At 59.3% G+C, this 15,776-nt stretch carries 8 protein-coding genes, 1 tRNA gene, 3 rRNA genes and 1 pseudogene (1 of these 13 cut by a window edge); 1 reads left to right on the top strand and 12 read right to left on the bottom strand.

Annotated elements, in window-relative coordinates; translation table 11 throughout:
* Positions 1-21 precede the first annotated feature (21 nt).
* Positions 22-744 (bottom strand): head GIN domain-containing protein, encoded by a 723-nt coding sequence (locus tag ACTG2O_RS04220; protein WP_439975379.1) that lies wholly within the window; start codon positions 742-744, stop codon positions 22-24.
* A 396-nt stretch (positions 745-1,140) separates the two neighbouring features.
* On the opposite strand from ACTG2O_RS04220, the pseudogene ovoA reads away from it, so the two are divergent.
* A pseudogene (gene ovoA, locus ACTG2O_RS04215) lies at positions 1,141-3,290 on the top strand (5-histidylcysteine sulfoxide synthase).
* 79 nt (positions 3,291-3,369) lie between these two features.
* Here the strand turns inward: ovoA and ACTG2O_RS04210 are convergent.
* The 11 genes from ACTG2O_RS04210 to ACTG2O_RS04160 form a co-directional block, all read right to left on the bottom strand.
* Complete coding sequence (locus ACTG2O_RS04210) at positions 3,370-4,320, bottom strand: bile acid:sodium symporter family protein (RefSeq protein ID WP_005339573.1); 951 nt, start codon at positions 4,318-4,320, stop codon at positions 3,370-3,372.
* Positions 4,321-4,613: 293 nt separating this feature from the next.
* Positions 4,614-6,059: an amino acid permease gene (locus ACTG2O_RS04205; RefSeq protein ID WP_019446205.1), complete on the bottom strand. Its 1,446-nt coding sequence runs from the start codon at positions 6,057-6,059 to the stop codon at positions 4,614-4,616.
* A 166-nt stretch (positions 6,060-6,225) separates the two neighbouring features.
* Positions 6,226-6,564 (bottom strand): tRNA-binding protein, encoded by a 339-nt coding sequence (locus tag ACTG2O_RS04200; RefSeq protein ID WP_019446206.1) that lies wholly within the window; start codon positions 6,562-6,564, stop codon positions 6,226-6,228.
* Positions 6,565-6,640: 76 nt separating this feature from the next.
* Positions 6,641-8,086 (bottom strand): amino acid permease, encoded by a 1,446-nt coding sequence (locus ACTG2O_RS04195; RefSeq protein WP_019446207.1) that lies wholly within the window; start codon positions 8,084-8,086, stop codon positions 6,641-6,643.
* A 103-nt stretch (positions 8,087-8,189) separates the two neighbouring features.
* Entirely contained in the window at positions 8,190-8,645 is a 456-nt protein-coding gene (locus ACTG2O_RS04190; RefSeq protein WP_019446208.1) for a beta-galactosidase subunit beta, read from the bottom strand.
* The gene (gene ebgA / locus ACTG2O_RS04185) at positions 8,642-11,728 is read right to left on the bottom strand and encodes a beta-galactosidase subunit alpha (protein WP_439975378.1); all 3,087 of its coding nucleotides are present in this window, start codon (positions 11,726-11,728) and stop codon (positions 8,642-8,644) included. The genes ACTG2O_RS04190 and ebgA overlap by 4 nt, the downstream gene beginning before the upstream one ends.
* 321 nt (positions 11,729-12,049) lie before the next feature.
* The gene (ebgR, locus tag ACTG2O_RS04180; protein ID WP_019446210.1) at positions 12,050-13,015 is read right to left on the bottom strand and encodes a transcriptional regulator EbgR; all 966 of its coding nucleotides are present in this window, start codon (positions 13,013-13,015) and stop codon (positions 12,050-12,052) included.
* A gap of 165 nt (positions 13,016-13,180) precedes the next feature.
* Positions 13,181-13,295: ribosomal RNA gene (gene rrf / locus ACTG2O_RS04175) — 5S ribosomal RNA — on the bottom strand.
* A 27-nt stretch (positions 13,296-13,322) separates the two neighbouring features.
* A tRNA-Thr gene (locus ACTG2O_RS04170) sits at positions 13,323-13,398 on the bottom strand.
* 46 nt (positions 13,399-13,444) lie between these two features.
* Positions 13,445-13,559: ribosomal RNA gene (rrf, locus tag ACTG2O_RS04165) — 5S ribosomal RNA — on the bottom strand.
* Positions 13,560-13,680: 121 nt separating this feature from the next.
* Positions 13,681-15,776: ribosomal RNA gene (locus ACTG2O_RS04160) — 23S ribosomal RNA — on the bottom strand; it runs 794 nt beyond the window's last position.

Genomic DNA, 15,776 nt, shown 5'->3' with positions numbered 1-15,776 from the left:
GTGTTGTGGTGATCGGAAGCGTCAGCGGCCGGCGCGGGTCACCCCGCCGGAGCCCACGATCTGCTGCTCCACCTCGGGGTCACCCCAGTAGGTGATGTTGCCAGTGCCTGCGATGCCGATCTTGAGCGTTTTCTGGGCCCGCACCTCCACATCACCGCTGCCGGCGATATTGACCTCGACCTCGTTGCCACGCATCTCGCTGCCCAGCACATCGCCAGCACCGGCAATGTTCAGCTCGATGCTGGCGGCAGAGCCACTCCCCAGATCCAGGCTACCTGCACCAGCGATATTACCTTTCAATCGCTGTACCTCCAGCTGGCTGGCGACGATACCACCTGTTCCTGCCACTGACAGCTCCAGCGCCTCGCCCTTGAAGCCGTGCAGATCGCCGTTGCCGGTTCCTGCCAGCGCCATTTCACTGAGCTCCGGCAGGGTGATGGTGATCTCCAGCAGTTCGGTAGGCCGCAGTCGGTAACCATCCTTCACCTCGATCTCCAGCTTGCTGCCGCGCTCACTCAGCTCCAGATAGGGCAAGAGGTTTGCCTGCCCCTTGATGAGGATCCCGCGCTGCTCGCCCGCCACCAGATGGAGGGTGGCCGGAGTTCCCGCCAGCACCCGGGTCACCCGCTCGCCCAGCGCCTGCTGGCGCTCGACCGGGGCGCCTTCCCCCTTGATCTCGGTGTCGGCAAAGACATTACAACCGCCCATCACCAGCGCCACCAAGATGCCAATCATCCACCGCATAACTGTTCTCCTTTTTATTTATTGATAAGCCACCTGACAGGCCCTGTTCGAAACCACAAAAACAAGGACCGTATGAAACCACAGGTAGCAATGGCTATGCCAGAAGCTAACCATATGATTTTAAATAAAAAATAAAATTAACAGTAAGAGGTGACACGCATAGAAAAGAGCCATTTAGACCACTATTCAGCGAATCTGACCACCCCCTAACGGGCAGGTGGAGAGCTGGCTGGCGAGCCGTTCGCGAGGTCGCTACGCTGACAAGCCGTGGAAGTTTTTGATTGCCGCACCGGTCTGTTGAGCCAATAGTGGTACTTCGTGCGTACCAAGCTCTCCATTGCGGTAATGTCATTACCACCGTCTTGTCAGTCTTTACTGCCAACAAGGAGGCAGAGCGTGACCCAAGCAAGCCCTCTCTATTCCACTGCCGTCGGTCTGCCGGAACCGACTCGCACCCCGTTGCTGACCGGCAGCGATCCCGAGCAGAAACGGCGCGAGCTGCTCGCCTACTTCTGCCAGACCTTCGATCTCTACGACTCGCTGTTCGACTGTCTGGCCGATGAACGCGCCTGGTTCAACAAGGCTATCCCGCTGCGCCACCCGCTCATCTTCTACTACGGCCACACCGCCGCCTTCTTTATCAACAAGCTGCTGGCGGCACGCCTGATCGACCAGCGGCTGGATGCTCGCATCGAGGCCATGGTCGCCATCGGGGTGACGAGATGAGCTGGGACGATCTGGACGAGACCCACTACGACTGGCCCAAAGTCAGCGAGCTACGCAGCTATCGGGCCAAAGTCCGTTCGCTGGTGTGCGATTTTATTCGCCAGATGCCGCTCACTCTGCCCATCGACTGGCAGAGCCCGGCCTGGGTGATCCTGATGGGGATAGAGCACGAGCGCATCCACCTCGAGACCTCCAGCGTGCTCATCCGCCAGTTGCCACTCGCTTGGGTGCGGCCGCAGCCTTATTGGCCCACCTGTACCGAAGCCCGCCACCGCATTGATCAGGTGCCCACCAACAGTCTGCTGCCGGTGGCCGGCGGCAAGGTGCGCCTTGGCAAGCGTGACGCCACCTACGGCTGGGACAACGAATATGGCGAGCGCCATATCGAGCTGGCCCCGTTTCAGGCCAGCCGCATGCTGGTGAGCAATGCCGAGTACCTCGCCTTCGTCCAGGCGGGCGGCTACGGCCAGCAACAGTGGTGGGATGAGGAGGGATCGGGGTGGTGCCAGTACGCCAAGGCGCAGATGCCCACCTTCTGGGTGGGTGACCCCGCCGAGCCCGAACAATTGCAGCTGCGGCTGATGACCGAGCAGATCGCCATGCCATGGGACTGGCCGGTCGAGGTGAATCAGCTGGAGGCGGCCGCCTTCTGTCGCTGGAAGGCGGCCCGGACCGGACTCCCCATCCAGCTGCCGAGCGAGGTGGAATGGATGCTGCTGCGCGAGCAGCTACCCGGCGATCAGCCGGACTGGACGGAGGCCCCCGGCAATATCAATCTGGCCCGTTTCGCCTCCTCCTGCCCGGTGGATGCCTGCCCGCAAGGGGAGTTCTTCGATCTGGTGGGCAATGTCTGGCAGTGGACCAGCACCGCCATCGATGGCTTCGACGGCTTTAAAATCCACCCGCTCTACGACGACTTCTCTACCCCCACCTTTGATGGCAAGCACACCCTTATCAAGGGTGGCAGCTGGATCAGCACAGGTAACGAAGCGCTTAAATCATCCCGTTACGCCTTCCGGCGTCACTTCTTCCAGCATGCGGGTTTCCGCTATCTGGTCTCCCGTTATCAGGAACCCGTTATCGTGAATCCCTATGAAACCGACACGCTCGTCGCACAGTACCTCGACTTCCAGTACGGCCCGAACCACTTCGGGGTAGCCAACTACGCCAAGACGCTTGCTGATCTTGCTGGCGAACTGTGCAACAACCACCAGCGGGCGCTGGATATCGGCTGTGCCACCGGCCGCGCCAGCTTCGAGCTGGCCCGCCACTTCCAGCATGTGGACGGGGTGGACTACTCGGCCCGCTTCATCGATGTGGCGCTGGCCCTCGCCAGCCAGGACAGCTTCCGCTACGCCATTCCGCTGGAGGGTGAACTGGTGGAGTATTGCGAGGCACGCCTGTCGAGCCACGGGCTGGGGGCGAGTCAGGCTGAGCGCATCCACTTCAGTCAGGGGGATGCCTGCAACCTCAAGCCCAAATATGACCACTACGATCTGGTGCTCGCCTCCAACCTGATCGACCGGCTGCGGGAGCCCGCCCGCTTCCTGCGGGACATCGCTCCCCGGCTGCGCAGCGGTGGCCTGCTGGTGCTCACCAGCCCCTATACCTGGCTGGCGGAATATACCCCGCCCGCCAACTGGCTCGGCGGCATTCGCGAAAACGGCGAGGCGCTCACCACCTATCAGGCGCTGCAACGGCTGCTGGCGGCGGAGTTCGAGGAGCACTGCCCGCCCCGGGATGTGCCCTTCGTCATCCGCGAAACCGCCCGCAAATACCAGCACACGGTGGCGCAGCTGACCGTCTGGCGCAAACGCTAGCACGCCGGTCGGCATGCAGATGAGAAGAGGGAGGCCAACGGGCCTCCCTCTTGTTATGGCAGTCAAAACGGCGCGAGTATCAATGCCCCTGCTCATGATAGCGGCGGGCCAGCACGGCGCAGACCATCAGCTGGATCTGGTGGAAGATCATCAGCGGCAACACCATCACCCCGACGCTGGCGGCGGGGAACATGACGTTGGCCATCGGCACCCCGTTGGCCAAACTCTTTTTCGAGCCGCAGAAGACGATGGTGATCTCGTCCGCCTTGTCGAAGCCGAGACGACGGCTGATCCAGACGTTCCAGCAGAGCACCAACGCCAGCAAGACACAGCTCAGCAGCACGATACTGGCCAGATCGTACCAACTTACTTGACGCCAAATCCCCTGCACCACCGCCTCGCTGAAGGCGACGTATACCACCAGCAGGATGGAGCTCTGATCCAGCTTGCCGATGAGCGGACGGTGGCTGTCGACCCAGCGACCGATGAGCGGGCGCGACAGGTGGCCCACCACGAACGGCAGCATCAGCTGCATCATGATGGACTGGATGGAGTGCCAGGTGTCGATCCCCTCCCCCTGCACGTGGATCATCATCCCCACCAGCACCGGCGAGAGGAAGATGCCGAGGATGCTGGAGGCCGAGGCGCTGCACACCGCCGCCGACACATTGCCCCCTGCCATCGAGGTAAAGGCGATGGCCGACTGCACGGTGGCAGGCAGGGCGCAGAGATAGAGGAAGCCGAGGTAGATAGCCGGGCTCAGCCAGCTCGGCACCAGCGGGGTGAGCAGCAGCCCGAGCAGCGGAAACAGCACGAAGGTGCTGAGCATCACCACCAGATGGAGCCGCCAGTGACCGAGGCCCGCCAGCAGGTTCTGGCGCGACAACTTGGCGCCATGCATGAAGAACAGGAGCGCCACCGCCAGCTTGGTCAGCAGACCGAACCAGACGGCCACCTGACCCTCGCAGGGAAAGAGGGAGGCCAGGGTGACCACCGCAATCAGCACAACAGTAAAGGGATCCAGACGCACGAAAGGTCTCCATCAGAAAGGCATCCTGCTGCCATGGTGACAGTCAGGATTGGGGAGGACAAGAAACAGAGCGGGAGATGTCTGGCACCTCCCGCTAAAACGAACCTCCAGCTTACCCCGATAACGGAGAGGCGCAACGTTGTGCAGCGGTTAATTGTTCATCAATGCTTAACGCCTTTGCTTTGTTGAATAGCGGAAGTTGCTGACCCGCGGCCAGATAGCGCCAAACCGGCGCGAAATGGATAAAAAAACGGGCGACCAAGGCCGCCCGTCACGCTTTTTCACCCAGCCGATCAGCGCTGGCTGGCCAGCTTGCCGTTGCCGCTTTTCTTCTCATTGCCGGCGAGCTTGCGGGCCTGCCGCTTCTCGAAGCGGGAGATCCACCAGTAGGCCAGCGCCGAGAAGACCGCTGTCATGAAGACGTTGATGAAGAAGGCGCGCACCAGATCCACTCCGGCCGGGAAGGCGGAGGCGCTCATGCTCACCACGAAGATGGCGATCAGCACCGACACCACGCCCATCCCGAACTTGCGCGACCCCATGCGGAAATCGCGGGGGGTGTCGTCATGTTTCCAGCGGAACACGAAGTAGGCCACCATGATGAAGATCGGCGGCAGCATGGCAGTCCCTGCAGTGAGGTTGATGGCGGTGTTCATCATCTGCTGCACCGACTCGGAGCCGAAGCCGTTGACCACCAGCATCGCGAACACGAAGACAAACTGCCACCAGGCGGCGCGCACCGGCACGCCGTGCTCGTTGAGCTGGGTGGTCTTCTCGCCGTAAACCCCCTGCGGGATCTCGGAGAAGTGGATCTTCACCGGCGCCGAGGTCCACATCATCATGGAGCCGAACATGGCGATAAACAGCACCACGCCGACGAAGCGGCCAACCAGCGCCTCGGAGAGCCCGAAGTACTGCGCCATGCCGGTGAAGATCTCCACCATGCCGCCGGCATAGGTGAGGCTCTCGCGCGGTACGAACACGTTCACCAGCAGGGAACCAACCGCATACATGGCACCGATGACGATACCCGCACTGATGATCACCTTGATAAAGGACTTCTGGCCGCCCTTCACGTCATTGAGGTAGGCCGCTGCGGTCTCGGCACCGCCCGCCGCCTGGAAGATCCAGCACATGATGCCCAGCGTCGCCCAGTTGACGGTGGGAGTCATCGCCTCCAGCGTGATGGGCTGGGCCGGCACATGATCGCCACTCAGGGCCATCAGGGCGCCCAGCACATAGATGGCGAACAGGGCAAATACCCCGTAGGCCACGATCTCGGCAATCTTGCCGAGCCAGCTCGCCCCCTTGGTGGAGATGTGGGTCGCCGCCGCAAACAGCACGATGGAGATGATCGAGGTGACCATGGGCGAGAAGCTGTACTCATAGCCCAGCATGGCGTAGGAGGCGTAGGCGATGACGTTGGGTAGCAGGGAGACGAACCAGAACAGGTTCACGAACCAGTAGAGAAACGAGCCCAGATAGGCCATCCGGGTGCCGAGCGGTTTTTTAAGCCAGTCGTACATCCCCGACTCGGAGTTTTTGTTGGCCGAGACGAACTCGGCGATGATGAAGACGAACGGAATGAAGTAGACGATGGTCGCCAGCAGGAAGATGGGGGCTGAGCTGAGCCCCAGCTCGATGTTGTTGTTGACGATGTTGCGCACGTTGAACACGGCGGCAAAGGTCATCGACAACAGGGCAAACTTGCCTATGGTGCCGCGTACGGATTCAGACATGGTGTCCTCCAGTGGACTCGCGCTCCCTGCGGGTAACGCGGTGACTCTGTGATGTGTTCGGCAAGGGTCTGTCGGCCCCGCGCTTTACTCTCTTGTTATGATCGGGCCGCGTGGACGACCTCCTTGGTGAACCGGTGCAGTCTCCCGCACCGGCTCGCAATACCGTTCAGACGATCGGGGTGCCCGGCGCCATCGGCACCCGCGGCTGCAACAGCACGCTCTGGCTCTCGTCCGGCGTCTCGGCGCAGAGCAACATGCACTCGGAACGCTCACCGCGCATCCTGGTGGGCTTGAGGTTGGTCAGTACCACCACCTCGCTGCCCATCAGATCCTCTTCGCTGTAGTAGGGCACCAGACTGGTGACGGTCTGCAGCGGCCGCTCGCCCCCCACGTCGATCTGGACGATGTAGAGTTTGTCAGCCCCGGGGTGGCGCACCACCTCCAGCACCTTGCCCACCTTCATCTCGACCCGTTTGAATTCGGCAAACTCGATCGTCTCGCTCATGCTCTTTTCCTTTTCTGGTTCAACGGTTTGCGGGTGGCCAACGGCCACCCGGTTTGATTGGGATTCAATGCCGTGCTTATGGCGTCTGCATGGCAACCTGCGCTGTCGGCTGGGCCTCTTTGGCGCGCGCTTCGGCGCTGAGGGAGGCCTCGTATTTGTTGTATTTCCACCAGGCGAAGCCGAGGAAGATCACGATCCCGCCGACGTTGTAGAAGATGATGGTCATGATGTCGGCGCCGGTCGGGAAGGTGGAGGCGAGGAAGCCCACCGAGAAGATGGCGATCAGCACCGAGACCACAGCGATGCCGGTGGTACGTGAGCCCATCTTGAAATCCCGTGGCAGGTGGTCGAGCTTCAGGCGCAGATTGAGGTAGGCCAGCATGATGAACAGCGGCGGCAGCATAGAGGCGGCGGCGGTCATGTTGATGACGGTGTTCATCAGATCCTGCGCTGTGTTGGAGCCCAGAGTCGGGATCACCATCAGCGGCAGCACGATGAGGTACTGGATCCAGGCTGCACGGGCAGGCACGCCGTTCTCGTTGAGCTCGACCGTCTTCTTGCCGAAGATGCCGGCCGGGATCTCGGAGAAGAAGATCTTCACCGGGGTCGCCGTCCACATCAGCAGGGAGCCGAACATGGCGGTGAAGGAGACCAGCCCGACGAAGCGGTTCATCAGGATCTCCGGCAGGCCGAAGTAGGCCGCCAGCCCTTCAAATACCTGCACCGAGCCGCCGGTATATTTCAGGGTCCCGCTCGGTACGAACACGTTGATCAACAACGACGCGATGGAGTAGAGCACCCCGATAAAGATCCCGGCGATGATGATCACCTTCACGAAGGACTTGGAGCCGCCCTTCACGTCATTGACGTAGACCGCCACCGACTCGGCGCCACCGGCTGCCATAAAGATCCAGGTGGTGATGCCGAGGAAGGCCCAGCTGAAATCGGGGATCATCGCCTCTACAGTGATGGGGTCAGCCGGTTGCACGCCGCCCACCAGTGCCGCACCCGCCAGCAGAATGTAGGAGAGGGTCAGCAGCAGCATCAGGGACGAGGTCACCGAGGTGATGGGGCCGAGCATCTTGGCGCCGTTGGTGGAGACGTAGGTGGCAAAGGCGAACAGCACCATGCTCAAGGCCGTGGTCGCCACCGGGGTGAGAATGTACTCGTAGCCGAGAAAGGCATAGGAGGCGTAGGCGATAACCCGCGGCAGCAGCGAGGTGAAGAAGAAGAGGTTCACGAACCAGTAGGTGTAGGCGGAGATAAAGGCCCAGCGCCCGCCGAGGGAGCTCTTCACCCAGGCATACACCCCCGCTTCGGAGTTTTTGTTCAGTGACACAAATTCCGCAATGATCAGACAAAACGGAATGAAGTAGAAAATGGTGGCCAGAAAGAACATCGGGGCGGAGGCCAGACCAATCTCGATGTTGTTGTTGATGACGTTGTTGAAGCTGAATACCGCCGCGAAGGTGAGCGACAGCAGACCAAACTTGCCTATCGTATTCCGTTTGGAATCAGACATGGTGCATCTCCAGACCTGTAGTTATTGCAGCGAAAGAGCGGGGCATGATTTGTAGGGTGAGCCCCACCCTTCCGGCTTTTGTCAGTGCAGAACCGGCGGCTTGTTATTTGTTCTTGAAGTAGCCGCCTTCGACGGTGACCTTGATGATCACCTTGCGCACCGGCGCATCGCCGACAAACCGGTAAGCCTCGTCGTTCTCGAAGATCACTACCTGCCCGTTACCCACCTGCTGGCGCTCACGCACCTCACCAGCCAGCCACTCGCGGTCTGTGGTGTCGTCATAGGCCTGCTCGACCGCCAGCTCCGATTTGGGGGCCCACTCCACCGTCTCTGCTCCTTCCAGGTAGTAGTGGACGTCGAAGTAGCGGCGCTGCCCCTCGAACAAAGAGGCGGCCGGGCTGGCCCCCTCCTGCAAGCGATAGGTGAGGGAGTCACCGATGGAGTGGCAGATGCCGGGCTTGAGGTTTGGCAGGTTGTTGATGGCCTCCACGCAGCGGCCCCACTTCTTGCCCTCCCGGTAGATGTTTTTGAACAGGGTCAGGTTGTCCAGGGTGATCATGCGAGGTTCCTCCCGCCGTTGATGGTGAGGTCGAGCCCGGCCAGCGCAGCCGGATTGAGGTTGCCACGGGCGATGGGCAGCAGGGTCAGGCCGAAGCTGAACGGCTCGAAGCGCACCCGCCAGGAGTCCAGCACCTCGGAGCCCCAGGAGTTGGAGCCGAGCCCCAGTACCTTGTGATCCAGATTGAGGGTGAGATAACCACAGGGCTCCAGCTCGTTGATGTGCTGCGCCGCGTGGATATGCTCCCAGCTGTAGGGCCAGACGCTCAGGTTGATGGGGGCATCAGGTCGCACGTAGAGACCGGCGCCGTGGCGGTTGGTCAGGGTCGCCCAGCGCACCTGCTGGCGGTTGCCGTTGTCCTGCGGGAAGGGGTAGTGCTCCCACATCTCGCTGACTGTGCTCTGGAAGCTGTCGATCCAGTTGCTCTGGCGGCTGTCCTGATAGTTTTCGCCCGGCCCCATGCCGTAGTAGTGCACCCGGTCGAGATCCTGACGAATGCCCAGCTCGAAGCCGATCTTGGGGATGATGTCGTCATAACCGCCGTAGGGCTGACCGGAGAGTGCCACGTGCAGCTGACCGTTCGGGCTCAGGGTGTAGACGTAGCGGCAGCGCATGCCGAAGTCGAACACCGGCGGCGCGATCAGGCTCTCTACCGTCACCTCGACCGCCTCACCCAGCTGACGCCAACTCAGAGTGCGGAAGTGCTCCTGCATGATCTGCAGGTGGTTCGGGTGCCACAGGCTCTCGTACTCCTGCTTGTGGTTGTCGATCATCGGCTTGAAGAAGGTGAGGCGCGGCGCCCGCTCAATCAGCTCGATACCATCCTGCTGCCAGCTCACCAGCTTGCCGTCGAGGCGCGAGAAGCGCAGGACAAAGCCGCTGCCACTTAAGACAAGTGCGAGGCGTTCATCGGCAATCTGCAGTGCAGTAGCGTTGGGATTGGCAAAGGGTCGCAGCTGGCGAGTCGATGCCTTCAGTTGGAACTGGTACTGGCCCAGCTCGTGCTCCGCCGCACTGTAACGGGTGGCGGTGGCCTTGATGACCCGCAGCTGGACGAAGGTTTCCCGCCCATCGAGGGATGGCAGTTCGAGTTGCAACTCGGTGATGGCACCGGGAGCCACCCCTTCCAGCCGGATTTGCTGGCTGGCCAGCAGCTCGCCTTCGGCCTTCACCTCGACCAGCAGACGGATGTCGTCGAGAGTGGAGAACCAGTAGCGGTTTTCCACCGCCAGCTTGCCGCTCGCCAGATCCAGAGCGCGCACCTTGACCGGGCAGATCACCTGCTTGTATTCGCGCAGGCCCGGCCCCGGGGTCTGATCCGGATAGATGAGGCCATCCATGCAGAAGTTGTAGTTGTTGGGATAGTCGCCATAGTCGCCACCGTACTTGTAGACGGGGCGGCCCTGCTCGTCCTGATCCAGAATGCCGTGATCGCACCACTCCCAGATGTAGTGGCCCTGAATGTGGGGATGGCGGTCGAACACCTGCTGATATTCGCTAAGACCGCCCGGGCCGTTGCCCATGGCGTGGGCGTATTCGCAGAGGATACGCGGCTTGGCCATCGGGAACTCGCCGAAGCAGTTCATCTGGGAGACGCGGGAGTACATGGTGCTCACCACATCCACTACCTCGGCATCGCGATCCTCTTCGTAGTGCACCAGCCGGGTCGGGTCGATCGCCTTGCAGCGCTGGTACATGGCTCTGATGTTGCAGCCGTAACCGGACTCGTTGCCGAGCGACCAGATGATGATGGAGGGGTGGTTCTTCTGGGCGTGCACGTGGCGCTCGATGCGATCCACGAACACCGGCTCCCAGAAGGGGTCATCGGTGATGCGGCTGAGATCGCCGACGTTGGCAAAACCGTGGGTCTCCACGTCGGTCTCCGCCATCACGAACAGACCGTACTGGTCACACAGCTCGTAGAAACGCGGGTCGTTCGGATAGTGGGCAGTGCGCACCGAGTTGAGGTTGTGCTGCTTCATCAGCACGATATCGCGCTCCACCCGATCCATGCCGACCGCGCGGCTCTTGAGGTGGTCGTTGTCGTGGCGGTTCACCCCGTGCAGCTTGAGGTAGTGGCCGTTGACGTAGAAGAGGCCATCCTTGACCTTGATCTCACGCACCCCGACCCGCTGCGGGATCACTTCCAGCAGCTCGCCCTGACCGTTGTAGAGGGAGAGTTGCAGCTGATAGAGGTACGGATCTTCGGCGCTCCACAGATGGGGGCTGGCCAGATCCAGCGTGAAGCGGCAATCACACTTGCCGTCGATGGCGAGATGATCGAGCAAACCGCTGGCGAGCTCGTTGCCCTGATCCAGGAGCGACCAGACCAGACGGTGATCACGGACGGGCGTCCCCAGATTTTCCAGCTGGATATCACAGCTCAGGGTGGCGCTCTGGCCGGCAATCTGATTGTCATCGGCCAGCGCGGTGCGGATGAAGAAGTCCTGCACATGGGCGGCCGGTTTGCCCACCAGATAGACGTCGCGGAAGATCCCCGCCATCCACCACATGTCCTGATCTTCGATATAGGTGGAGTCAGCCCACTGCATCACCCTTACCGACAGCAGGTTCTCGCCGATGTTGGCGTAGGCACTGATATCGAACTCGGCGGTGAGACGGCTCCCCTTGCTGAAACCGACGTAGTGGCCGTTCACATAGACCTCGAAGTAGGTCTCCACCCCATCAAACTTGATGATCACCTGCTCGCCGTCCCAGGCCGGGCTCAGCGTGAAGCTGCGCTGATAGGCGCCGGTGGGGTTGTTGGTCGGCACGAAGGGCACGTCGATGGGGAAGGGAAAACCTTCGTCGGTGTACTGCAGCTGACCATGTCCTTCCATCTGCCACATGTTGGGCACGGTGATCTGGCCCCACTCGCTCATGGGGCTGTGATAGAAGGCCTCCGGCACCTGCAGGGGGTGGTCAAAGTAGTGGAACTGCCACTGGCCGCCAAGGCTCAGAAAACGACGGCTCAGCTCGCGCTGCATGGTTGCCGCCAGCGCGTGGTCGGCATAAGAGAAGAAGTAGGCGCGCGGAGCCAGCCTGTTTTCACCAACGAATTGGACGTTTTCCCAGTTATTCACATGTCCTCCCGGAACAAGGCAACGTTAACTGGGTAAACTCTAGATAAACATTTACTAAATATCAGCTTTGGATTGGTAAAGTTTTAACCTGATCACAATGAACAGATGGTTTTGTGAGCGAGATCAGAAGCGGGAGATAAAGGAGGGCAAGATATGGAGGAGTGGCATGGATGTTGATGACAGTTGGCTGACTAGCAATAAAATCAACTATAAAACAATATGATATGAAGTTGTTGGATGATATGGGAAAGAGGTTTGCTTGGGAGATGTGTCGCACCACCGCAAGATGGTGCGACTAAAAAGCAGAATGTTTTACTAAAATCAGCGAGTGGTGCCGCGCAGGGTCAACTTGCTCGGTACCAGCACCCGAAGGGGAATATCCCGCTCGTCTCGCAGCCGCTCAACCAGCAGATTGACCCCCTGGGAGCCCATCAACTCGGAGTGGATCCGCACCGTAGAGAGCGGCGGGAAGGTGAACTTGGCGGTCGGGATATCGTTGACGCTGATAAGCTCGATCTGCTGGGGAATCGCCAGTCCCTTCTCATGAATGGCACGCAGCACGCCAATGGCGATGGAGTCGGAGGCGACAAAGAGCGCTTTGGGCCAGTCACCCGCCAGCATCTCCTTCGCCAACTGGTAGCCGGAGGCGCTGGAGAAATCCCCACGATAGAGATCGTTCTCCTGCACCACCCCCAACCGCTGGCCATAATCCCGGAAGGCCAGTTCACGCAGATCCGGATTCTCATCCTGGCCACCGATATAACCGATGCGCTGGTGTCCCTGAGCGATAAAATAATCCACCACTTGCTGGCTGATCAGGGCGAGATCCACATCGACCGAGTCGAACTCTCCCTGTGAACGGCAGTCGACAAACACCAGCTGGCTGGAACAAGCCCTTAGCTGGACGAGACGTTCGGCTGTGAGTGTGCCGACCACCAGAATGCCATCCACGGCGCTCAGTTCGCGCCCTTCACCGCAGTTGTAGAGATGAGTCAGTTCGATATTGAGGCGGGCACTTTGGGTCTCGATGCCATAACGGATAGCGAGATAGTAAGGGTCGTTGACCTCGGTACTCTGGGGATAGGCATAGACCACCAGAAAGTGCAGCTTGCTCTTATGTACCCCCTTGCGGGCGCTGCTGGTCTTGTACTCCAGCCGTTCGGCAATCTCGAAGATCCGCTGCTTGGTCTCTTCCTTGACGCTCAGGCTGGGATCCTCGTTCAGTACCCGGGATACCGTGGCGAGAGAAACCCCCGCTTCCTGTGCAATTTCCTTCAACGTAGCCATCAATACCTCGCTGGCAGCATCACGTGTTAATCGGCAACGGCTAAAGAGTAACGGGCAATCCCTTGATAGCCCAGCACTTTTACTAAAATGCCGGCGGCATGGCAGATTTTTGGAAGTCAGAAATGCAAAAAGGCCTCCCGAATGGGAGGCCTCTTCTAAGTAGGTGCCTGACAGTGTCCTACTCTCGCATGGCGAATGCCACACTACCATCGGCGCTACCGCGTTTCACTTCTGAGTTCGGCATGGGATCAGGTGGTTCCACGGCGCTATTGCCGTCAGGCAAAAGCTTTTAAAACTAACTTGAAAATGGTGCTGATACCCAGAATCGAACTGGGGACCTCATCCTTACCAAGGATGCGCTCTACCGACTGAGCCATATCAGCACACTAACCGGTAAAGACCACGCTGGGCGTAATCTTGAAATTGGGTGCCTGGCAGTGTCCTACTCTCGCATGGCGAATGCCACACTACCATCGGCGCTACCGCGTTTCACTTCTGAGTTCGGCATGGGATCAGGTGGTTCCACGGCGCTATGGCCGCCAGGCAAATTCTTCAATCCAGAAAGCTGACGTGAATAACGATGTTGCTCGTGGCTTGTCGTTATCACTGAATTAGTAGTTCGCTTGGTATTTGCTACAAGCCTTAGAACACTTCTTGGGTGTTGTATGGTTAAGCCTCACGGGTAATTAGTACGGGTTAGCTCAATGCATCGCTGCACTTACACACCCCGCCTATCAACGTTGTGGTCTCCAACGGCCCTTTAGGACCCTCAAGGGGTCAGGGATGACTCATCTCAGGGCTCGCTTCCCGCTTAGATGCTTTCAGCGGTTATCGATTCCGAACTTAGCTACCGGGCAGTGCCACTGGCGTGACAACCCGAACACCAGAGGTTCGTTCACTCCGGTCCTCTCGTACTAGGAGCAACTCCCTTCAATCATCCAACGCCCACGGCAGATAGGGACCGAACTGTCTCACGACGTTCTGAACCCAGCTCGCGTACCACTTTAAATGGCGAACAGCCATACCCTTGGGACCGACTTCAGCCCCAGGATGTGATGAGCCGACATCGAGGTGCCAAACACCGCCGTCGATATGAACTCTTGGGCGGTATCAGCCTGTTATCCCCGGAGTACCTTTTATCCGTTGAGCGATGGCCCTTCCATTCAGAACCACCGGATCACTATGACCTACTTTCGTACCTGCTCGACCTGTCCGTCTCGCAGTTAAGCTGGCTTATGCCATTGCACTAACCTCCTGATGTCCGACCAGGATTAGCCAACCTTCGTGCTCCTCCGTTACTCTTTGGGAGGAGACCGCCCCAGTCAAACTACCCACCAGGCACTGTCCGCGAGCCCGATTCAGGGCCCTGCGTTAGAACATCAAACATACAAGGGTGGTATTTCAAGGACGGCTCCAGCGCAACTGGCGTCACGCCTTCAAAGCCTCCCACCTATCCTACACATGTAGGTTCAATGTTCAGTGCCAAGCTGTAGTAAAGGTTCACGGGGTCTTTCCGTCTAGCCGCGGGTACACCGCATCTTCACGGCGAATTCGATTTCACTGAGTCTCGGGTGGAGACAGCATGGCCATGGTTACACCATTCGTGCAGGTCGGAACTTACCCGACAAGGAATTTCGCTACCTTAGGACCGTTATAGTTACGGCCGCCGTTTACCGGGGCTTCGATCAAGAGCTTCGCTTGCGCTAACCCCATCAATTAACCTTCCGGCACCGGGCAGGTGTCACACCCTATACGTCCACTTTCGTGTTTGCAGAGTGCTGTGTTTTTGATAAACAGTCCCAGCCATCTGGTCACTGCGACTCCCAACTGCTCCATCCGCAAGGGACTTCACTGTCAAGAGCGAACCTTCTCCCGAAGTTACGGTTCTATTTTGCCTAGTTCCTTCACCCGAGTTCTCTCAAGCGCCTTGGTATTCTCTACCCGACCACCTGTGTCGGTTTGGGGTACGATGACTTGTAATCTGAAGCTTAGAGGCTTTTCCTGGAAGCAGGGCATCAATGGCTTCCACACCGTAGTGTGTTCGTCTCGTGTCTCAGTGTTGTGTCTCCGGATTTGCCTGGAAACACCACCTACGCACTTTCACCAGGACAACCGTCGCCTGGCCCACCTAGCCTTCTCCGTCCCCCCATCGCAATTACAAGTCGTGCAGGAATATTAACCTGCTTCCCATCGACTACGCCTTTCGGCCTCGCCTTAGGGGTCGACTCACCCTGCCCCGATTAACGTTGGACAGGAACCCTTGGTCTTCCGGCGAGGAGGCTTTTCACCCCCTTTATCGTTACTTACGTCAGCATTCGCACTTCTGATATCTCCAGCATACCTCTCGATACACCTTCGCAGACTTACAGAACGCTCCCCTACCACTCACACATAAGTGTGAATCCGCGGCTTCGGTGCCTGGTTTGAGCCCCGTTACATCTTCCGCGCAGGCCGACTCGACTAGTGAGCTATTACGCTTTCTTTAAATGATGGCTGCTTCTAAGCCAACATCCTAGCTGTCTGAGCCTTCCCACATCGTTTCCCACTTAACCAGAACTTTGGGACCTTAGCCGGCGGTCTGGGTTGTTTCCCTCTTCACGACGGACGTTAGCACCCGCCGTGTGTCTCCCGGATATTACTTACTGGTATTCGGAGTTTGCATGGGGTTGGTAAGTCGGGATGACCCCCTAGCCCAAACAGTGCTCTACCCCCAGTAGTATTCGTCCGAGGCGCTACCTAAATAGCTTTCGGGGAGAACCAG

This window comes from Aeromonas sp. 61P, from assembly GCF_051919545.1.
Lineage (GTDB): Bacteria > Pseudomonadota > Gammaproteobacteria > Enterobacterales > Aeromonadaceae > Aeromonas > Aeromonas veronii.
The sequence above is the reverse complement of the archived record's forward strand: the minus strand, read 5'-3'. Positions and strand labels throughout refer to the sequence as shown.